Annotated in this window: 31 protein-coding genes; 11 read left to right on the forward strand and 20 right to left on the reverse strand. The window is 42.0% G+C overall.

Going from position 1 to position 17,633, the window contains the following annotated elements; translation table 11 throughout:
• Positions 1-3 precede the first annotated feature (3 nt).
• Both MKP07_RS13140 and MKP07_RS13145 read left to right on the forward strand, forming a co-directional pair.
• Positions 4-438, forward strand: a complete 435-nt coding sequence (locus MKP07_RS13140) for a hypothetical protein (protein ID WP_240847599.1) — start codon at positions 4-6, stop codon at positions 436-438.
• A gap of 93 nt (positions 439-531) precedes the next feature.
• Entirely contained in the window at positions 532-843 is a 312-nt protein-coding gene (locus tag MKP07_RS13145; protein ID WP_240847600.1) for a DUF3467 domain-containing protein, read from the forward strand.
• A 71-nt stretch (positions 844-914) separates the two neighbouring features.
• Here the strand turns inward: MKP07_RS13145 and MKP07_RS13150 are convergent, their stop codons facing one another.
• Positions 915-1,154 carry a hypothetical protein gene (locus tag MKP07_RS13150; RefSeq protein ID WP_240847601.1) on the reverse strand — a complete coding sequence of 80 codons (240 nt, stop codon included), beginning with the start codon at positions 1,152-1,154 and terminating at the stop codon, positions 915-917.
• 189 nt (positions 1,155-1,343) lie between these two features.
• Positions 1,344-2,066 carry a pyridoxine 5'-phosphate synthase gene (locus MKP07_RS13155; protein WP_240847602.1) on the reverse strand — a complete coding sequence of 241 codons (723 nt, stop codon included), beginning with the start codon at positions 2,064-2,066 and terminating at the stop codon, positions 1,344-1,346.
• 191 nt (positions 2,067-2,257) lie between these two features.
• Between MKP07_RS13155 and MKP07_RS13160 the strand changes: the two genes are divergently transcribed.
• Positions 2,258-2,722: a thioredoxin family protein gene (locus MKP07_RS13160; RefSeq protein ID WP_240847603.1), complete on the forward strand. Its 465-nt coding sequence runs from the start codon at positions 2,258-2,260 to the stop codon at positions 2,720-2,722.
• Positions 2,723-2,871: 149 nt separating this feature from the next.
• Here the strand turns inward: MKP07_RS13160 and MKP07_RS13165 are convergent, their stop codons facing one another.
• From MKP07_RS13165 to MKP07_RS13200, 9 genes are all read right to left on the reverse strand, one after another.
• Positions 2,872-3,348, reverse strand: a complete 477-nt coding sequence (locus MKP07_RS13165; RefSeq protein ID WP_262919287.1) for a signal peptidase II — start codon at positions 3,346-3,348, stop codon at positions 2,872-2,874.
• A gap of 2 nt (positions 3,349-3,350) precedes the next feature.
• Positions 3,351-3,554 carry a signal peptidase II gene (locus MKP07_RS38475; protein ID WP_262919288.1) on the reverse strand — a complete coding sequence of 68 codons (204 nt, stop codon included), beginning with the start codon at positions 3,552-3,554 and terminating at the stop codon, positions 3,351-3,353.
• Positions 3,555-3,695: 141 nt separating this feature from the next.
• Entirely contained in the window at positions 3,696-4,154 is a 459-nt protein-coding gene (locus tag MKP07_RS13170; RefSeq protein WP_317236007.1) for an alanine racemase C-terminal domain-containing protein, read from the reverse strand.
• Positions 4,100-4,987: an alanine racemase gene (gene alr, locus MKP07_RS13175; protein ID WP_240847604.1), complete on the reverse strand. Its 888-nt coding sequence runs from the start codon at positions 4,985-4,987 to the stop codon at positions 4,100-4,102. The genes MKP07_RS13170 and alr overlap by 55 nt, the downstream gene beginning before the upstream one ends.
• Positions 4,965-5,219 (reverse strand): hypothetical protein, encoded by a 255-nt coding sequence (locus tag MKP07_RS13180; protein WP_240847605.1) that lies wholly within the window; start codon positions 5,217-5,219, stop codon positions 4,965-4,967. Before MKP07_RS13180 ends, alr begins: the two co-directional genes overlap by 23 nt.
• A 160-nt stretch (positions 5,220-5,379) precedes the next feature.
• Positions 5,380-6,159 carry a Mur ligase family protein gene (locus MKP07_RS13185; RefSeq protein ID WP_240847606.1) on the reverse strand — a complete coding sequence of 260 codons (780 nt, stop codon included), beginning with the start codon at positions 6,157-6,159 and terminating at the stop codon, positions 5,380-5,382.
• A gap of 8 nt (positions 6,160-6,167) precedes the next feature.
• Entirely contained in the window at positions 6,168-6,926 is a 759-nt protein-coding gene (locus MKP07_RS13190; RefSeq protein WP_240847607.1) for a TerC/Alx family metal homeostasis membrane protein, read from the reverse strand.
• Positions 6,911-7,144 (reverse strand): hypothetical protein, encoded by a 234-nt coding sequence (locus MKP07_RS13195; protein ID WP_240847608.1) that lies wholly within the window; start codon positions 7,142-7,144, stop codon positions 6,911-6,913. Before MKP07_RS13195 ends, MKP07_RS13190 begins: the two co-directional genes overlap by 16 nt.
• A gap of 32 nt (positions 7,145-7,176) precedes the next feature.
• Complete coding sequence (locus tag MKP07_RS13200; RefSeq protein WP_240847609.1) at positions 7,177-7,530, reverse strand: HesB/IscA family protein; 354 nt, start codon at positions 7,528-7,530, stop codon at positions 7,177-7,179.
• A 309-nt stretch (positions 7,531-7,839) separates the two neighbouring features.
• Between MKP07_RS13200 and MKP07_RS13205 the strand changes: the two genes are divergently transcribed.
• From MKP07_RS13205 to MKP07_RS13225, 5 genes are all read left to right on the forward strand, one after another.
• Positions 7,840-8,343, forward strand: coding sequence for a hypothetical protein (locus MKP07_RS13205; protein WP_240847610.1), 504 nt, complete (start codon positions 7,840-7,842; stop codon positions 8,341-8,343).
• Between the two features lie 15 nt (positions 8,344-8,358).
• Complete coding sequence (locus MKP07_RS13210) at positions 8,359-9,135, forward strand: cation:proton antiporter (protein WP_240847611.1); 777 nt, start codon at positions 8,359-8,361, stop codon at positions 9,133-9,135.
• A gap of 234 nt (positions 9,136-9,369) precedes the next feature.
• Positions 9,370-9,633, forward strand: a complete 264-nt coding sequence (locus tag MKP07_RS13215) for a hypothetical protein (RefSeq protein WP_240847612.1) — start codon at positions 9,370-9,372, stop codon at positions 9,631-9,633.
• Between the two features lie 318 nt (positions 9,634-9,951).
• Positions 9,952-10,098 carry a hypothetical protein gene (locus tag MKP07_RS13220; protein ID WP_240847613.1) on the forward strand — a complete coding sequence of 49 codons (147 nt, stop codon included), beginning with the start codon at positions 9,952-9,954 and terminating at the stop codon, positions 10,096-10,098.
• A complete protein-coding gene (locus tag MKP07_RS13225) occupies positions 10,083-10,520 on the forward strand; it encodes a hypothetical protein (RefSeq protein WP_240847614.1) in 438 nt (145 codons plus the stop codon). Before MKP07_RS13220 ends, MKP07_RS13225 begins: the two co-directional genes overlap by 16 nt.
• Before the next feature lie 6 nt (positions 10,521-10,526).
• On the opposite strand, the gene MKP07_RS13230 is transcribed toward MKP07_RS13225, so the two are convergent.
• From MKP07_RS13230 to MKP07_RS38480, 7 genes are all read right to left on the reverse strand, one after another.
• Positions 10,527-10,874 (reverse strand): tRNA-binding protein, encoded by a 348-nt coding sequence (locus tag MKP07_RS13230; RefSeq protein ID WP_240847615.1) that lies wholly within the window; start codon positions 10,872-10,874, stop codon positions 10,527-10,529.
• A 5-nt stretch (positions 10,875-10,879) separates the two neighbouring features.
• Positions 10,880-12,472: a Na+/H+ antiporter gene (locus MKP07_RS13235; protein WP_240847616.1), complete on the reverse strand. Its 1,593-nt coding sequence runs from the start codon at positions 12,470-12,472 to the stop codon at positions 10,880-10,882.
• Positions 12,473-12,597: 125 nt separating this feature from the next.
• Positions 12,598-12,942, reverse strand: a complete 345-nt coding sequence (locus MKP07_RS13240) for an SRPBCC family protein (RefSeq protein WP_240847617.1) — start codon at positions 12,940-12,942, stop codon at positions 12,598-12,600.
• 59 nt (positions 12,943-13,001) lie between these two features.
• Positions 13,002-13,157 (reverse strand): hypothetical protein, encoded by a 156-nt coding sequence (locus MKP07_RS13245; RefSeq protein WP_240847618.1) that lies wholly within the window; start codon positions 13,155-13,157, stop codon positions 13,002-13,004.
• A gap of 292 nt (positions 13,158-13,449) precedes the next feature.
• A complete protein-coding gene (locus MKP07_RS13250; protein WP_240847619.1) occupies positions 13,450-13,911 on the reverse strand; it encodes a YciI family protein in 462 nt (153 codons plus the stop codon).
• Between the two features lie 25 nt (positions 13,912-13,936).
• On the reverse strand, positions 13,937-14,086 hold the full coding sequence (locus MKP07_RS13255; protein ID WP_240847620.1) for a hypothetical protein: 150 nt from the start codon (positions 14,084-14,086) through the stop codon (positions 13,937-13,939).
• A gap of 85 nt (positions 14,087-14,171) precedes the next feature.
• Positions 14,172-14,300, reverse strand: a complete 129-nt coding sequence (locus tag MKP07_RS38480; protein ID WP_262919289.1) for a hypothetical protein — start codon at positions 14,298-14,300, stop codon at positions 14,172-14,174.
• Positions 14,301-14,523: 223 nt separating this feature from the next.
• Here MKP07_RS38480 and MKP07_RS13260 point away from each other — a divergent pair, with 223 nt between their 5' ends.
• The 3 genes from MKP07_RS13260 (at position 14,524) to MKP07_RS13270 (ending at position 16,744) form a co-directional block, all read left to right on the forward strand.
• A complete protein-coding gene (locus tag MKP07_RS13260; RefSeq protein ID WP_240847621.1) occupies positions 14,524-15,120 on the forward strand; it encodes a 3-keto-disaccharide hydrolase in 597 nt (198 codons plus the stop codon).
• A gap of 89 nt (positions 15,121-15,209) precedes the next feature.
• Positions 15,210-16,295 carry a glutamate--tRNA ligase gene (gene gltX, locus MKP07_RS13265; RefSeq protein WP_240847622.1) on the forward strand — a complete coding sequence of 362 codons (1,086 nt, stop codon included), beginning with the start codon at positions 15,210-15,212 and terminating at the stop codon, positions 16,293-16,295.
• Positions 16,296-16,303: 8 nt separating this feature from the next.
• Positions 16,304-16,744 carry a hypothetical protein gene (locus tag MKP07_RS13270; RefSeq protein WP_240847623.1) on the forward strand — a complete coding sequence of 147 codons (441 nt, stop codon included), beginning with the start codon at positions 16,304-16,306 and terminating at the stop codon, positions 16,742-16,744.
• 42 nt (positions 16,745-16,786) lie between these two features.
• Here MKP07_RS13270 and MKP07_RS13275 read toward each other — a convergent pair whose 3' ends face one another.
• Complete coding sequence (locus tag MKP07_RS13275; RefSeq protein WP_240847624.1) at positions 16,787-17,164, reverse strand: hypothetical protein; 378 nt, start codon at positions 17,162-17,164, stop codon at positions 16,787-16,789.
• 16 nt (positions 17,165-17,180) lie between these two features.
• The gene (locus MKP07_RS13280; protein WP_240847625.1) at positions 17,181-17,618 is read right to left on the reverse strand and encodes a GNAT family N-acetyltransferase; all 438 of its coding nucleotides are present in this window, start codon (positions 17,616-17,618) and stop codon (positions 17,181-17,183) included.
• Positions 17,619-17,633 lie beyond the last annotated feature (15 nt).

Consider the following 17,633-nt stretch of genomic DNA (forward strand, 5'->3'; position numbering starts at 1 on the left):
GAAGTGCCAGTTACTGTATTAAATCAGCAAGCTAGCTTCGTTGTACCAACTGTAACAGGCTCCAAGGCTTCAGGGACGTTTACAATTGAACTCGGGATTCCTGAGAACTCAGGACGTACGATCAAAGAGATATCGAGGGTGGTATATACTAGTTCTTCTACTGGTGCTGCAAACCTGCTTAAGGTAGCTACGTTCACCAACACTGCTGCATCGGGTTTTTATGTGAATACGCCCATCGCAGGCAGTGGCACTAAAGTTACTTTTTCATCTTCGTTTGATGAATTCAAAACCAAGACATTACAAACTGCAGTGGCAGCAGCTGTACCTGAACCAACGGCAAATAGTGCGTTAATCAACCGCTTCTTCCATTTTATGGTTACTTTAGATGATGGTACGAAGCTCATTCCAATGGGAGTTAGAGTACTGGTTATCCCATAATAGATTGTTAAGCATTTTAGAGCAAAGCTTTAAAGTCAGCCGTTCCCGAACAGGGACGGCTTTTTTCTTTATCTTCACCTCCAAATTAATAACATGCAGAATCAACAAGAAGGAAATCAGCTGAATATCGAAATTTCAGAAGAAGTGGCAGAGGGAACTTATGCTAACCTGGCTATTATTACCCATTCTCACGCAGAGTTTGTATTCGACTTTGTAAACATTATGCCCGGAACGCCTAAAAGCAGGGTGAAGTCGAGGATCATTTTTACACCTCAACATGCCAAGCGTTTTATGAAGGCATTGGTAGATAATATCGAAAAGTTTGAAGCCATGAACGGGACAATTAAAGACCTGGATGAAACCCAGATCCCGGTAAACTTTGGCGGTCCTACCGCGCAAGCCTAGCTCTATTGATGGTTAATAGTTCATAGATAATGGCTGTGATCGATAATAAACCATCTTCTATGAACTATTCCCTATCTGTATTTTTTCCTTCGATTGCTGTCCTCTGTTTGCAAAGGCGGATCGGGCTTCTGTTTAATCCAGATCGTAACCTGTTTGGTCTTTTCCTTATCCGACTTTAGACTAACGCTTACAGTTACTTTGGCTACATTCGGGTTATCAGGTAAAACCAGGTCATTGCCTTCAAATTTGCCATAGTCTGTTTTAAAATCCAGCTCTTTGGCGGTTAAAGGTTTCCAGTTGCCATCACTCATTTTTCCATCTACGTTAATATAATTATGAGTGCCTTTTTCAGGCTATCAGTATATAAATGGAAATGAATACTCTCTACACGCTGGGCCTGTAGTGAGCCAATCAAAAAAGAAATATAGCCGATAATAAAAGCTTCATGTTATATTGTTCAACCAATTGACGAGCGAACTAGTTAAAACGTTGTAATACTGTCAATTCCTCTCAAGCTGCCTTTTATATAACTGTATGGTGTTTTCAAAACCCAGGTAAAGGGCATCACAGATCAATGCATGTCCAATACTTACTTCATCCAGCCAGGGAATGTTGTTGGCAAAAAAACGGAGATTATTCAGGTCGAGGTCATGACCGGCGTTGAGTCCCAGTCCGAGCTCCTTGGCTTTCTTCGCCGCTAATACATAAGGGGCAATGGCTTCATCCCTGTTTGCATGATAGTGCTTCGCATAACCTTCGGTGTATAATTCGATGCGGTCGGTGCCTGTGGCTGCAGCGCCTTCTACCATGCGCTCATCCGGGTCTACAAAAATAGAAACCCGTATACCGGCATTTTTAAAAACGCCAATGATATTTTCAAGATAATCTTTATGAGTAATGGTATCCCAGCCATGATCGCTGGTTAACTGCCCCAACGCATCCGGAACCAATGTAACCTGATGTGGTTTTGTTTCTAATACCAGGTCGATGAATTTTTGTTCGGTACAATTGCCTTCTATATTGAACTCCGTGCTCAAAATGGGCTTGAGGTCACGAACGTCTGCATAGCGGATATGCCGCTCATCCGGCCTGGGGTGTACCGTGATCCCATCTGCCCCAAACCGCTCAGCGTCTTTCGCCATTTTAATAAGATCAGGATTGTCGCCGCCCCGCGAGTTTCTAAGCGTAGCAATTTTATTTATATTTACGGAGAGTTTCGTCATATCAATATCACTTTAGAGCACCGAAGGTACTATTATCATCCTTTTTGTGAGCGCTTAAAAACAGCAGTAATACCTTCGTTGTTTGTTATTGTTTACCCACACCAATTTATTCAACTATTATGACTTTTAAATTTATTGTGCTACTGTTATTCACAGTTTTCGCGATGGGCTCAAGGGCTCAAACAAGCCCTTTGCCGGCGGATACTATCTTGCAAAAAGCTTTTAACAAAGCAAGACTGGAGCATAAAAAAGTGTTCGTTATATTTCATGCCTCCTGGTGTGGGTGGTGCCGAAAAATGGATGCTGCTATGAACGACCCGGCCTGTAAGCCTTTTTTTGACGCAAATTATATAGTTGAACATTTAACTATCCTGGAGTCGAAAGATAAAAAGCACCTGGAGAACCCGGGGGCAGAAAATTTATTTAAAAAGTATGCGCCGGCTGACTCGGGAATTCCCTTCTGGCTGATCTATGATGCAAACGGAACACTTGTGGCTGATGCTAAAATGCCGGATGGAAGCAATGCCGGTTGCCCGGCAACAGTCAACGAGGTAACACATCTGATCCGTACACTCAAAGCGTCTTCCTCCATAGATGAAAAGACCAGTAAAATTATTTTTGAACGTTTTCGCAAGAATGAACCGGTAAAACAATGATAATCAAAAACAGGCATCGCCCAAATTAGGGATGCCTGTTTTTTTGTAAAATCTTTAACAAACACTATTTTTATACCTACTTATGATATAAAATATTATAGAGAAACACCGGTATCCGCTGGAGAAGTTATTTTTCAGCGGATATTTTTTTATTGCAGCTGCTGCTCAGCCACCAGGGGATTATTCGTCTCAACTTTTCTGTAAAACCGTTTCTGAAAAACGAGCAATGTAATAACGCCGGTAGAGATGGCCATGTCGGCGATATTAAAGATGGGGCTGAAAAACTCGAAAGGCTCACCGCCTACCCAGGGTAACCAGGATGGATAAGTGGTTTTTACCATCGGGAAGTACAGCATATCTACCACGCTGCCATGGAGGAAAGAAGAATAGCCCTTGCCGCCCATAGAAGCAATACCGCCATATCCTACATAGTCGCCTACTGCAGCGTCAAAATGTAGGCCTTTATCAAACAACATTCCGTAAAACATGCTGTCAATCAAATTACCTAAAGCGCCTGCATAAATAAGCGCCACGCAAACCATAAATCCCCTGGAATATTTTTCTTTTGCAAATTTTACGATCAGCCAGCTACCAAAAATAACAGCTACCAGCCTGAACAGGGTCAACGCTACCTTTCCCCTTCATTACCAAACTTCCACCCCCAGGCCATACCACTGTTCTCTATAAAATGTATACGAGCCCAATCCATACCAAAAAGACGAGTAACTTCACCAACAGGATAGTGCGTTTTGATGTATATTTTAACCACCTGATCTACTATGAGAATCAGTAGAATAATAATAATAGATGTGCTTAATTTACCTGCCTTCATAAGGTTGCAAAGATGATTTTTAATTTTTAAATTTCAATGTTTAATTTACCAGCTTTAGGCAAAAAATTGCTAAAAACGCGTATTCCCGGTAATATCCGGCTCTTTTAAGAAGCAAATTTTGGCCGCAATAGACTTGCTGGCCTATTCACTCCAATATACTCTTTTTACTCTTTGGGAAATGCCCGTCATTATTTCATAAGGAATGGTACCGATTGCTTTGGCCAGCTCTTCCACGGGGAGTCCATCACCAAAAACAATTACGTCATCACCTTCTGTCACACCTTTTATATGGGTAACGTCAATCATTACCATATCCATACAAACCGTGCCTATAACCCTGGCTTTTTTACCTTGTACCAGCATATAACCCACACCGTTACTTAAGCGCCGGGAGTAACCATCTGCATAGCCGATTCTTACTGTCGCGATGGTAGACTTGTGCGCAGCCACGCCCCGTCGATTATAACTTACCGTTTCACCCTTTTGGATTTGCTTGAGCTGGGCGATGGTGGATTTTAATGTAAGTGCCGGGTGTAATTTCTTAGCTATTTTTTTGCCCCGATACCGTATAAGCCAATGCCTAGCCGAACCATATCCAATTGCAGTTTCGGGAAACGGGCAATAGCTGAAGAGTTGGCTATATGAGTAAGAAAATCATATCCGATTTCTGCTTTTAGTAGACTGGCGGCCTCTTTCAGCAACTCGTATTGATGCAGGGTAAAAGCATCTTCAACCGCATCCTCGCTGGCGGCCAAGTGGGAGAAAACAGATTGTACCTTCAGAAAGCTGTTATTCTTTAACTGTTGGGCTAGTGCCGGTACGTCCGTTATTGCAAATCCAAGCCGGTTCATACCGGTTTCAATTTCAATATGCACCGGGTAGTGCTTCAACCCCGAATTTTGTATATGCTTCCCGAAAGCATCCAGTTGCTCAAAAGAGAAAAGATCTGGCTCCAGCAGGTGCTCGGTAATAACATCAAATGCGCTTGGCTCCGGGTTTAATACCATAATAGGGATAGAAATGCCTGCTCTACGTATTTCTACGCCTTCATCGGCGTAAGCTACTCCCAGGTAATCAGCTTTATGATATTGTAGTAAACCAGCTACTTCCGTTCCGCCGCTACCGTAAGCAAAAGCTTTCACCATCACCATCATTTTTGTAGATGGTTGCAGCAGTTGCTGAAATGTTTTAAAATTATGAGCAATAGCATTTAAATTGATCTCTAATATCGTTTGGTGGGCTTTCTGCTCCAACAACGATGCAATCTGTTCAAATTCAAATACACGACCTCCTTTTACCAGTATGGCCTCGTCTCTGAAGCCAAAGGAGTGCAGGTGCTGTATGAAATCAGCTGTAGTAAGAAAAAATGATGGTCGATCTTTACCCTTTTGGCAGTGATCAACGAATGCATCACCAATTGCATTTTTCTCCAATACCTATGAACCGGGCTATTTTATGTTTTTGCAATTGCCCCAGAATGTTTTCGTATAATAATTCGGGATCACTGCCTGCCTGCAAAAAATCGGATAAAATCACCGTTTTAGAAAGCCCCTTGGCCTGTTGCTGCAGAAAGTGCAGGGCTATAGATAAGGAATCAATATCGGTGCTATAACTATCATTGATAAGAATGCAATTGTTGTTGCCTTTCTTAAACTCTAAACGCATATTTACAGGTTGAAGCAATGGTACCCGTTCCTGTAGCGCGTGAATGTCTGTTTCTAAATAGAGCGCAACCGTGCAAGCTGTAATGATGTTTTCTATGGAAGCGGCGTCTGTAAAAGACGTCTGAACTGAAAATTTATGCCCTGAATAGTTCAGGTTTATTTCAGTGCCTGCATTTTTCTTCTTTATAGAGGTTACCTGGAGTGGAAAGGTCTTTTTTTCCCCAGTAAAAAGTGGGTGTTGATAGCTGGTCTACCTGCTCTTTTATAAGTGTATCATCACCATTGGCAATAATTACACGGCTGTTTTTAAAAAGAAGTAGCTTCTCCTTTAGTTTTTCAGCATTGTTTTTAAAGCCTTCGCTATGTGCACTGCCAATATTGGTGATAACGCCAATAGTGGGTTGAATAATTTCCTGCAATTGCTGCATTTCGCCAGGTTGGCTGATGCCCGCTTCAAATAAGGCCAGGTCATTAGTGGGTTCTATTTCCCAAACGCTCAACGGCACACCTATTTGTGAATTATAGCTTTTAGGACTTCTTACAATAGTCTTATCTGCCTGCAAGAGCTGGTACAGCCATTCTTTTACGATGGTTTTGCCATTGCTTCCTGTTATACCAATTACCTCTATATCAAATTGGGAACGGTGAAAAGAAGCGAGCTTTTGCAGCGCGCCCAATACATTATTTACTTCCAGGAATATGGCTCCCGGGTAACCCTTCGCACTGATTTTTTCTGAAACTACAAAATAGCGCAGGCCTGCTTTATACAATTCGGGTATAAAGAGATGTCCATCTCTTCTGGTGCCAGACAACGCAAAAAACAGGGAGGACTCGGGGTTGATCAGCTTCCTGCTATCTGTAAGTAAGGTATAAATGGATGCCCTGGGTACAGATTGCCCGGATAATTTAAGCGCGTGTGCAATATCCTGTAGCGTATACATGACCCTTATTAATCGTTTGGCGTGTCAGCAATCTTGTCATCCTCATCAGGTACTCCTTTTCGTTTTTTCAAAATCGAGTAAACGATGCTGCCTGTAATACAAAGTACAATTACCAATAGTGAAAGCACTACCTGTTGCGATTTTCCTAACCACTGCGAGATCCAGTGTTCTCCCAGCATTTTGGCTCCGATGAAAATAAGTACGATGGCGATACCTTGCTGCAGGTAATCGAATTTTGTAATAGCTCCTCTTAACAAAAAGAATAAGGAACGGAGACCTAATACTGCAAAAATATTCGAAGTGTAGATCACCATTTTGTTGGTAGAAATACCCATTACTGCAGGAATAGAGTCTACTGCAAAAACCAGGTCAATAACAGAAAGCATAACTACTACCACAAATAGCATCGTGTAGCGTCTTTTTCCATCTTCTTTAATCAAATACTTGCCACCACCATCATGTGGGACCACCGGCAACACTTTTTTGATCCATTTGTAAACAGGATGTGCCTTCGGGTCAAACTCTTCATCATCGCCGGCAGTAAACATTTTAATACCCGTATAAACCAGGAAGGCCCCAAATACATATAATATCCAGTGAAAGCGGTTTACCAGTTCCACACCTACGGTTATGAAAATAATACGGAAAACAATGGCCATTAATACCCCGAAAAGCAACGCACGGCTATAGTAGATCTCTTTAACCCTGAATGCATTGAAAATTAATATAAACACGAAAATATTGTCGATACTCAGGCTTTTTTCCATGAGGTAGGCGCTGAGGTACTCAATGCAATGGTTTTGTTTTCTTCAAAAAGGAGGAAAACGAAAAAGCCAAGTCCTAAAGCCACCCAGAATACAGATTGCCAAAGCGCTGTTTTAATGGTAATAGCCGTGTTCTTCTTGCTAAAAAGCCCCATATCGAACACAAGGGCAATAACGATTACAATACCAAATACGAGGTAAGAAATTTGATCGGGTGTCATGAAATTGTTGAATTGGATAAGATATAGAGGTGCTACACTGCGAAACTTTCGCCGCAGGCACAGGTGCGGGCTGCATTAGGGTTATTGAAAAAGAAGCCCTTGCCGCTGAGTCCCTCAGAAAAGTCAAGCATAGTGCCTAACAGATATAAAAGACTTTTCATATCTGTCACTATTTTAATTCCATTGTCTTCAAAAACCTGGTCTTTAGGTTTTTCTTCGCTGTCAAAGTCCAGTTTATAGCTCAAGCCCGAGCAGCCGCCGCTCACCACGCTCACCCTCACAAAGCTCTTTGTTCCCTTCTCAAGGTTTTCAGCAAGAATTTGCTCTATACGAGCTTTTGCGGTATCACTTATTTTGATGCTATCTGCAGAAAATGTATTGTTCATCCCCATTTTTTTAATAACTAACGGCCTTCCTGCTCATTTGTTTAACTGCTGCCGTATAGCATGTGTAAAATGCAAAGTTACCACATTATTGAAAGAGTTGCAGCACCGGCCTTCGTTATATTTTAGCTGGCTCATGCACCATAGAATTGAGATAAATGGTTGTTTATCAGGTAAATTTGCAAGCAGGGAGCGAATAAAACAGGATTTCTTACTTTTACCACGATTCGTATTGATTGTTTAACCGTTTTATAGTACTATGAAATTACTTCAACCTCTGATCTTATTTATCTTCTTTTTTGCTCCTGCGGATTGAGTGAACGGGAAAAGGCGATGAAGCATAAAGAAACAGAACTCAACGACCGGCAGCAGGCATTAGTGTTATGGGAGCAGCAGCTCACTCAAAAAGAGAGCGCTTTAAAAGACCGGGAACACCGGCTGGATAGCACTAAAAGAGAAATAGACTCGGTAGTGATACATGGTCCGTCGGTTGTAGGCAAATGGCAAATAAAAATGCAATGCGTAGAAACCTCCTGCGCAGGCTCTGCCATAGGAGATGTAAAAACAGAACAGTGGGAATTTGCGAGCGAAGGAAATGAAGTGATAGTAAAAGCCTACTCGGGCAAGAATTTAACCCGTATTTATAACGGAAGCTACACCAGGCGGGGTATGCAGCTGGTAGATAAAGGCGCATTGAGTGCAACAACAATGGAAGTAACCTTAAGAATGTTGAATGAAAAGAAAATGGATGGGTTGAGGGAGATTACCTTACCCGATTGTAAAACAACTTATTCGATCACCGCCGACCGTTTATAAAAGAGGTGTAAATATATGGTGCTACTACTTTCGTCTTTGGATTTTAGCCTGCCGCTGACCAACCCGGTGATCATATTCGCCCTGGTGCTTTTTATTATTTTGTTTGCGCCCATTATTTTCAGCAAAATAAAGGTGCCGCATATCATCGGGTTGATCATTGCAGGTGTATTGGTGGGGCCTCACGGGCTGAACCTGTTGAAGCGTGATACCAGTATTGTATTGTTTGGTACGGTGGGCTTATTATATATCATGTTTCTGGCTGGCCTTGAAATAGATTTAGCCGAATTTAAAAAGAACAGGAAGAAAATATTTGTTTTTGGGCTACTCACTTTCCTGCTGCCGCTTATTTGTGGTACGTTGGCTGCTTATTATATTTTAGGATACAGTTTTTTATCCTCTCTTTTACTGGCCAGCATGTTCTCAACACATACGCTGGTAGCCTATCCCATTGCCAGCAAGTATGGTGTTATACGCAACCGGGCAGTAGCCATGGCAGTGGGAGGTACTATGATCACGGACACGGTAGCCTTGCTTTTACTGGCTGCTATATCCGGTATGGCAAAAGAACAGGTGTCTGCTACATTCTGGGTACAATTGGGCTTATCCTCTATCGTTTTTGTATGTGTTGTATTGTTCCTGTTTCCTGTAATTGCCCGTTGGTTTTTTAAGAAGTTTGACGATAGTGTATCTCAGTATGTTTTTGTATTGGGAATGGTTTTCCTCGCATCCTTTCTTGCAGAAGCCGCAGGGATAGAAGCGATTATCGGGGCATTTTTTCGGGGCTTGTTTTAAACCGGTTTGTACCTCACAGCTCTGCGTTAATGAACCGGATCAATTTCGTAGGTAACGCCCTGTTCATTCCCTTTTTCTCATAAGTGTGGGTATGCTGGTAGATGTAAAAGTACTGGTGAAAGGATTGGGTGCAGCTAAAGTAGCTGCGGTGATTATTGTGGTTGCTTTGATTACGAAGTATGTAGCAGCCTGGGTAACTCAAAAATATTTAAGCTTACAACAACCGAAGGCCGGATGCTTTTTGGCCTTAGCGCCTCCCATGCTGCTGCCACGCTGGCTATTATCCTGGTGGGTTATAATATTATTATCGGGGAAACGGCTACCGGCGAGCCCATTCGTTTGCTGGATGAGGATGTACTGAATGGAACCATATTGCTGATTTTGGTGAGCTGCGGCGTAGGGTCTTTCGTGACCGAAAGATCAGCTAAAAAGCTGGCCTTACAGGAGGATGAGCAGATACCTGATGTTGAAGCGGCCGAAACGAGTGAAAAATATTGATTTCTTTAGCCTACCCGGAAATTGCCACAGATATGGTGGACCTGGGAGTACTGTTGAAACCTAAAAAAGCAATGTTCCGCTTTACGGCCTGCACATTGTAGCTGACGCAGCAGAGGGATCCAATGCTGCCGGAAGAGGTAAAAAGATACTTGAAAATGCCGTATCGCATGCCGCAGCCTCCGAAAATACCATGAGCCCTTTAATGAGGTACGACTCCAGTATCAGCAATGGTATTGTTTATACCATTAAAGAACAGCAGGTAACCGATATTGTTATAGGCTTACACAAAAATGCAGACCAAAAAGTTTTTTTGGAGAGGTGGCCGAAAATATCATTAAAAGAATTTACGAAACAATTTATGTATACAAACCTGCACAGCCGTTTAATACTTTAAAACGGATGATCGTTGCCGTTCCTCCCAATGCGGAGACAGAACCTGGTTTTGTGCATTGGTTGCAAAGATAACGCTGCTATCGCAGGAATCGGGGATGAAAGTTGGTTTCCATGGAATGGGTGCAACGTTGGCTGCCATACAGTCTGTAGCCCAGCGGGATAATAGCAACCTGCAGACCTCTTACAATGAATTTAATAACTGGGATGACTTCCTGATTTTTACAAGAGAGTTGAACACTAACGATCTGTTTGTGATCATTTCTTCGCGTAAGGGTTATAACTCTTATTTGCCCCAGTTCAATAAACTGCCTTATTACCTAACTAACTATTTCAATAAGCTCAGCTATATCATACTGTACCCTGAGCAATTAGAAACAGGTATCAACATGAGTGATATTCAACAAGCAGATGGTAAATTAATTGAAACGCTGAGTGAGCAGATTGGGGCTATCAATAAGGCCGGTAAATACCTGCGCAATCTCTGGAAGAAATAGCTGCATTTAACTGATCTTCTGCCCGTTTTTTACCGGTTTATCAGGTGTCAATAAAGTAACTTCTTTATCGGCGCCCAAAACACCCAATACCAGGCATTCACTAAAGAAATTGGCGATTTGCTTTACAGGGAAGTTAACTACGGCAATCACCTGCTTATTGATTAGCTCTTCGGGCTGGTATAGCCTGGTGATCTGTGCTGATGATTTCAGCGTACCGAGCTCCTCTCCAAAATCAATCAACAGTTTATAGGCCGGATTACGTACCTCAGCAAATACTTCTGCCTGTACAATTGTTCCAACGCGAATATCTATTTTTTCAAAATCGTTCCAGCTTATCGATTCAGCTATGTTCATAAATATTAATGTTGAAAGCCTGTAAGTTTTGTTTCATCAAAGTCCAGTTGCATTTCCAGGTTGCGCAATACCACATCGTCAAATTTACGCTCCCGGCGTATTTTATGTAGTTCTACCCTTTGCAATTTAATGATATCCCTTATCACATCCCGGTTACGTGCAGCGGCAGCCTGGAAATGTTCGGAGTGGTCAATGCAGCTGAATTTATCGGTCAGTAGCTCCAGCTCATTCTCCAGCTTGGTTTTCTGGTGACGAACCAGGCTATTTTCGGTAAGATCGCCGCCGTAATCATTGTTGATCTTTTCAAGAGCGACCTGTTTCAATTGCTTTTGTATAATGGCTTCCTGCTTTTCATGAGGAACTTTTACTTCGTCCTCTTCTACCTTTATCCATCTTAAAACCGCCGGCAGCAGTAAACCTTGTCCAACCAGGGTGATGAGGATGATCACAAAAGTGACGAACAGGATAATATTGCGATGCGGCAGGTTTAAAGGGATTGACAGCGCTGCGGCTAAAGATACCACGCCACGCATAGCCGCAAAGCTGATAATGAATGGTTCCTTCCAATTGGGCTTAGGCCGGGTAAGCCGGATCTTTTTAAAACAGAACCCCGGTAAATAGGCTAATGCGTAGCTGTAAAGCAGGCGTAATGCGATCATGGCACCACCTATAATAACAGCATATTTGATACCTTCTGCAATAGAATAATCTTTCATGCCGGCCACAACTACCGGTAGCTCTAAGCCAATGAGTACAAATACAATGGCATTAATGGTAAAAATCAAAGTGCTCCAAACAGCACCGGCCTGTATACGCGCAGTATGGCTTAAAAAGCAATGAGAGTGGTACGACATCATTAGTCCCCCGCTCACCACCGCTAATACACCTGAAAAGTGAAAATGCTCTGCCGTGATATACATTACATAGGGAACAATTAGGGTAATAATCGTATCGATATTAGAATTAGACGGGATAATGCGTAACAACGCAGAAAACAGGTAGCCAACAGCCAGGCCAATGGCAATGCCCATAACGGCCATCATAAAAAAGTCGCCCAGGGCCTGCTTAAACACAAACTGGCCGGTTAGTGCTGCCGCAAGAGCAAATTTAAAAACAATAAGACTGGAGGCATCATTGATCAGGCTTTCTCCCTCAAGTACCGTAATTGTTTTTTGAGGTATTTTCAGGTGTTTTAAAACCGAAGTGGCTGCTACCGCATCTGGTGGAGAATTGACACCTCCCAAAAGAAACCCCATGGCGAGCGTAAGCCCTGGAATTAATGAGGACGAAATATAAGCCACTATCAGCGATGTAAGAAATACCAACCCAAAGGCCATCCAGGAGATCTGTTTCCGGTGCTTCCAGAAATCTTTCCAGGATGTAAACCAGGCTGCTTCGAATAATATGGGCGGTAAAAAAATAAGAAATACAATATCGGGATCAATCTGAAATGCGGGCATACCCGGAACAAGGCTGACAATCAACCCTGCAATTACTAAAAAGATAGGGTAGGCTACTTTCAGCTTCTGACCGATAAGCACCAGCATCATTACACTAAAAGCAACTGCTATAGCAATTAATACATAATTCTGAATCATATAAAACAATTTGAATTGGCCTTCAACTTAAACGAAAAATTTCCTCACAACAACATTAATGAATTTCGCCTGGATTGCCTTTTGGAAAATTCGGTTTAGAATAACATACAAAGATTGCTTTTTGTTTATTGGCCTTCACTGAGTCTTTTAAGCTCCTGCAAACTAAGGGCATAATTGGTTGCTATAGTTTTTTGGGGGTTTTTAAACAGCGTTATAATGTTGAGCGGATAGGGGACATTACTATTGAAATTAATTTTTACATGAGTAGTGTTGCTTATTGGCTGTAAGCTGATATATGTTTTTGCGCGGGTTTTATAAGGGGCATAAACCATGATGTCTAACGTCACATCTCTGAAAGTTGTGAGCTGTGAAATGGTTATGCAACCTTTTCCCAGTTCAGTACTGTCACTTTCCCAGCAAAAACTCGATCCAGAACGGCCTTCATTTCCACCAATAGACGTTTTCATCATTTTATCACGCTTAAACCATGCATTCCAGCTATTTAAGGCTGTTAAATTGCTTGTGAAATTCAGACGTCTTCAACGGGAGCATTTATATGAATGGTTTGTTGAACCTTAATATTGCTATCTACAAATGCAGCGGTGATCAAAACCATCGCTGATAAGACGAGTAAGGCAATAAGCAATTTTTTAAGAATACCCATTTTTGAGCGTTCAATTTCCATTAAATAAACAGTTAACTTTTTCGGCTATACCTATAGTTTTGTAAAATCTGTTCAAAAAATTTCGGGAATCTATGATAGAGATGCGTTGTTAATATCAGTTCAGTTCATTGTTTAGTTCCTAAAGTTAGCAAAACCTTGCTGAAAAAAGATTATTTGTAAAATACTGTAGAAAAGAAATTTAAACCTGCCATTAAATACCTGCGGTGTTTTTGCTTTGCAACAATACTAACGCCATCTCCATTATTCAGGCATCAAAGCTCTATTGAAATTGTTTAATCAATATGTTCTTTTCTTAAAATTTCGTTTTGCTTATTTTTTCACTGTGAGGCAGATACATGGGCAAGGCGGCAGATCCATACCAGTCCAGGAGGTCATAAGTCAGCAAGCCTGTTTTAATCGCGGGATCAGTAAGAAGCAGTTTTTCAGCTTCTTCTTTATCCCTGGCTTTTAAAATGAATAGTCCCCGGTATTGTTTATCGTTTTTGCCGAAAGGGCCTGCTACTACCAGGTAACCGTCTTTTACCAGCTTGCCAATATTCTGCATATGGCCCGAAAAAACCTGCTTCACAGAATCCTTATCAGCAATTGTAACCGGGCCTGTCTTTAGTATCACCAATTGATACATTTTCATACCCCGTTCATCGGAGCCCAGGCTGTCGGCCAAAGATTTATTATAGTCAGGGTTAGCCTGGGCCTGAGAAACTGAAACAGTTACAAGCACCAGCAGTAATGCAAAAAGAAAGCGGCTCATCATGTAGAATTAAAAGTGATCAATAATTTTAAAAGCCAAATTGGCTAAGGTGGTGGTCAAGGTGTTTGGCGAACATATTATTCCATTCCGTTCGGGAGAGTACGCCAAATGAGTGAGATTCTTTGCCTTCAAAATGGGCACCACCCAGTTCCTGTGTTTGGATCAGGTAGTCGATCAACCTCTTTTTTCCGCCTCGTAGTTTCTATGATCAGCAATAATAAATGCAGGAGCAGTGCGCATATTACGCGGATATGGTTTTTCGTTTACAATATTCTTTTTACAAACTTTTTAAGGATCCATTTCATTAAGCCCTTAGGCCTGGGATGTTTACCCGGCTCATACAGCATTTCATAAGGTACATTCACATGCGCCAGCATCTGGTCTACCGTCATTTTACCCCAGTGCGGTTTTGTTTCCGGCGTTAAGTTATTGATCGTGCAATAAACGCTACTACGCCCTCCGAAGAAAACAAATCAGTCATTGTTATTTGGTTTATGTAAATGTACGCCATACATACCTATTACCTGCGTATAATTAATTACATGAAGGTACATGACGGCAGTCTGTTAAATCTTCGTATTTTTAAGGCTATCTCTATAAATCAAAAAATTATACATGAAAAAGATTCTTGCTGTTGTTTCGACGTTGTTATTGGTTTCTATGTTACATGCTCAAAAGAGCTTTTGGCTTTTTAATGGTAAAAACCTGAATGGATGGACAGTGCACGGTACTGAAAAATGGTACGTAGAAAAAGGGGAACTGGTTTGTGAAAGCGGTCCTGATAAGGAGTATGGCTATTTATCAACCGATAAAAAGTATAAAAACTTCGAACTGACTTTAAAATTTAAACAGGAGGCAAACGGTAACAGTGGCGTATTCTTTCGTTCTTCGATTGAAGGAGTAAAGATTAACGGCTGGCAGGTTGAGGTAGCTCTCTTAATAATAATAACCGGAGGTATTTATGAGTCTTATGGACGCGGGTGGATGGTAAAGCCTAAACCTGAAGATGAGAAATGGTTAAAAGTGGGCAAATGGAATACGATGAAAATACGCGTGGTAAATGACCAGGTAACTACATGGCTTAACAACCACCAGATGATTGATATTACCGATTCGAAAATTGGCGCAGCCAATGGTTTTATTGCCTTGCAGATACATGACGGAGGTGGCATTAAAGTGCGCTGGAAAGATATTGTTTTGAAAGAATTGTAATGATAAAACAGGTTTTGGTTGTAAAATTCTTCATCCACAAGCTATTGCTTTTATTAGCCTATTCGTGGTAATTGAAATACATTTGCGCCATGAGCGATAAAAAAGTCAGAGTACGTTTTGCCCCCTCGCCTACAGGGGGCTTACATTTAGGGGGTGTTAGAACCGTTTTATATAATTACCTTTTTGCAAAAAAGCACGGCGGTGATTTTATTGTAAGGATAGAAGATACCGACCAGACCCGTTTTGTTCCGGGGGCGGAGGATTATATTTTTGAATGCCTTAAATGGGCAGGGCTGGAACCGGATGAGAGCGTACAGCATGGAGGAAACTACGGCCCTTACCGGCAAAGCGAACGCAAGGAGTTGTATAGAAACTATGCTGATCAACTGGTGGCGGAAGGACATGCTTATTATGCTTTTGATACGCCCGAAGAGCTGGATCAAATGCGTCAGCAATATAAAACTGATGAGAATCCTGCTCCCCAGTATGACCAGAAGGTTCGTATGCAAATGCGTAACTCACTAACGCTGGATGGCGACACGGTGCATGAATTGATGCATAGCGATACGCCCTATGTAATCCGCATTAAAATGCCCGAAAACGAGACCGTAAGCTTTAATGATATGATACGTGGGGAAGTGAGCTTCAATACTTCCGTAGTGGATGATAAGGTTTTGCTTAAAGCGGACGGTATGCCTACTTATCACCTGGCGGTGGTAGTAGACGATCACCTTATGGAGATTAGCCATGCTTTTCGTGGCGAAGAATGGTTGCCCAGTGCACCGGTGCATGTATTACTGTGGAAATACCTTTTTGGAGAAGATAAGATGCCGCAATGGGCGCATTTCCCGCTCATACTAGGTCCCAACGGAAAGCTTAGCAAGAGAGATGGCGCAAAATACGGTTTCCCGGTTTTTGCAATGAACTGGAAAGATCCTAAAAGCGATGAATTAACCGAAGGATTTAAGGAAAAAGGATTTTTACCAGAAGCTTTTATTAACCTGTTGGCAGTGTTAGGCTGGAACGATGGTACAGAGCAGGAACTCTTTTCTATTGAAGAAATGATCGATAAGTTTTCGATGGACCGTGTGCATAGCGCGGCGCCAAATTCGATTATGAAAAAGCGAAATGGTTCAACCAGGAGTGGATCAAAAAACTGGATGCACCGGCTTTAAACCCCAAGGTGCAGAATATACTTTCTGCCAGGGGTATCGAGGTTCCCGATACTGCATTGCTCAATAAGGTAATTGAACTTGTTAAAGATCGCTGCACGCTGCTTACCGATTTTTATGAGCAGTCTTCTTATTTCTTTACCACTCCCCAGGTAATTGATCTGGCAGCTATTCAACCTAAGTGGAATGAAGCCAAGACATTGTTCTTCCAGGAGGTGATAAGAAACTATGAGTTGTCTACTCTTTGGGAAGCTCATGACCTGGAAAATAATTTTAAGGAGATAGCGGCAGTTAACCAGCTTAAGCCGGGAGAAGTGATGCTGCCGTTGCGTATTATGCTGGTGGGAGGTAAGTTTGGACCAGGTGTATTCGATATCGCCCAGATTATTGGCAAAGACGAAACTATTAAAAGAATTGAAAATACATTAAAGCAGCTGAGCACGGTTAATTAAAATGCTAATTAACAGGAGCCATTAAGGATAAGATTTAAGCTATCATTTGTTGCCAGCTTGATCATATGCCTTGATGGCTTTTTTTGTTGCCAGTTCGCGCCAGCTTAACGTTAATACCTGTTTGAGCAGTTGTATATCATAGTGATGAACCCACATGCAGATGTAGGGGTAGTTTTTGAAATGTTCGGGCAGGTGAAACAATTCCGGGTGGCTATCCAGGTACTGGTCTCTTATTTCAAAGCTGAGGCGTATGGGAATAAAGCTGCCTGTTTCATGCAGGCGGCACATTAATTTCCCTCTTACTTTCACCGATGGCGTCCCTTCGTGTGAAACCGACTCTTCCGTTTCAGGAAAAGATAGGGCTACCTGTTTTACGGTTTCAAAATCTGCGGGATTGTATGAGGATAGCGGAGATTTCATGATCAGGTCTTTTTATTTATTGTTGAAGCCATTCTGCTGCCGTCATCTCAAACCTGATTTCATTTTTACCATTAGTTCCTGTTTCTTTCCATCCCGCTTTTCTATAAAAATTTGCGGCCCTGGTTCCGGGGGCAGTGCCCAGCCATACTGTTTGGGTAGTTTGAGTAAAATACCAATTCATCATCGTGTCGTGCAGAAGCTTGCCAACACCCCGGTGCTCACAATCAGGATGCACAAATAATGCCCATATATTATGGTCTTGCAGATCGGCAATAGCGAAGCCTGTCAGCTTGCCGTTTTCTTCGCAAACCCATCCCTTTCCTCTTTCCTTAATAAAGTGTGCGCAGTCTTCGTTCGTTACTAATCCCGGATCAGAAAGCCGGTTTTCTTTTACCGCATTTCTTATTATTTGTATCTGGGGAATATCTTCTATTTCAGCCTGTCTGATGATCATTGCTCCGTTTTTAAT

This window comes from Paraniabella hibiscisoli (assembly GCF_022512515.1).
GTDB classification, from domain to species: domain Bacteria; phylum Bacteroidota; class Bacteroidia; order Chitinophagales; family Chitinophagaceae; genus Niabella; species Niabella hibiscisoli.

Coding starts and splice junctions, on each gene's coding strand:
- MKP07_RS13145 (WP_240847600.1), top strand. CDS start 532: ATGCAGAATCAACAAGAAGGAAATCAGCTGAATATCGAAATTTCAGAA.
- MKP07_RS13150 (WP_240847601.1), bottom strand. CDS start 1,154: ATGAGTGATGGCAACTGGAAACCTTTAACCGCCAAAGAGCTGGATTTT.
- MKP07_RS13155 (WP_240847602.1), bottom strand. CDS start 2,066: ATGACGAAACTCTCCGTAAATATAAATAAAATTGCTACGCTTAGAAAC.
- MKP07_RS38475 (WP_262919288.1), bottom strand. CDS start 3,554: ATGAAGGCAGGTAAATTAAGCACATCTATTATTATTATTCTACTGATT.
- MKP07_RS13180 (WP_240847605.1), bottom strand. CDS start 5,219: ATGCGTTTAGAGTTTAAGAAAGGCAACAACAATTGCATTCTTATCAAT.
- MKP07_RS13185 (WP_240847606.1), bottom strand. CDS start 6,159: ATGTATACGCTACAGGATATTGCACACGCGCTTAAATTATCCGGGCAA.
- MKP07_RS13190 (WP_240847607.1), bottom strand. CDS start 6,926: ATGGAAAAAAGCCTGAGTATCGACAATATTTTCGTGTTTATATTAATT.
- MKP07_RS13195 (WP_240847608.1), bottom strand. CDS start 7,144: ATGACACCCGATCAAATTTCTTACCTCGTATTTGGTATTGTAATCGTT.
- MKP07_RS13200 (WP_240847609.1), bottom strand. CDS start 7,530: ATGAACAATACATTTTCTGCAGATAGCATCAAAATAAGTGATACCGCA.
- MKP07_RS13210 (WP_240847611.1), top strand. CDS start 8,359: ATGGTGCTACTACTTTCGTCTTTGGATTTTAGCCTGCCGCTGACCAAC.
- MKP07_RS13215 (WP_240847612.1), top strand. CDS start 9,370: ATGCTTTTTGGCCTTAGCGCCTCCCATGCTGCTGCCACGCTGGCTATT.
- MKP07_RS13230 (WP_240847615.1), bottom strand. CDS start 10,874: ATGAACATAGCTGAATCGATAAGCTGGAACGATTTTGAAAAAATAGAT.
- MKP07_RS13235 (WP_240847616.1), bottom strand. CDS start 12,472: ATGATTCAGAATTATGTATTAATTGCTATAGCAGTTGCTTTTAGTGTA.
- MKP07_RS13240 (WP_240847617.1), bottom strand. CDS start 12,942: ATGATGAAAACGTCTATTGGTGGAAATGAAGGCCGTTCTGGATCGAGT.
- MKP07_RS13245 (WP_240847618.1), bottom strand. CDS start 13,157: ATGGAAATTGAACGCTCAAAAATGGGTATTCTTAAAAAATTGCTTATT.
- MKP07_RS13250 (WP_240847619.1), bottom strand. CDS start 13,911: ATGATGAGCCGCTTTCTTTTTGCATTACTGCTGGTGCTTGTAACTGTT.
- MKP07_RS38480 (WP_262919289.1), bottom strand. CDS start 14,300: ATGACGGTAGACCAGATGCTGGCGCATGTGAATGTACCTTATGAAATG.
- MKP07_RS13260 (WP_240847621.1), top strand. CDS start 14,524: ATGAAAAAGATTCTTGCTGTTGTTTCGACGTTGTTATTGGTTTCTATG.
- gltX (WP_240847622.1), top strand. CDS start 15,210: ATGAGCGATAAAAAAGTCAGAGTACGTTTTGCCCCCTCGCCTACAGGG.
- MKP07_RS13275 (WP_240847624.1), bottom strand. CDS start 17,164: ATGAAATCTCCGCTATCCTCATACAATCCCGCAGATTTTGAAACCGTA.
- MKP07_RS13280 (WP_240847625.1), bottom strand. CDS start 17,618: ATGATCATCAGACAGGCTGAAATAGAAGATATTCCCCAGATACAAATA.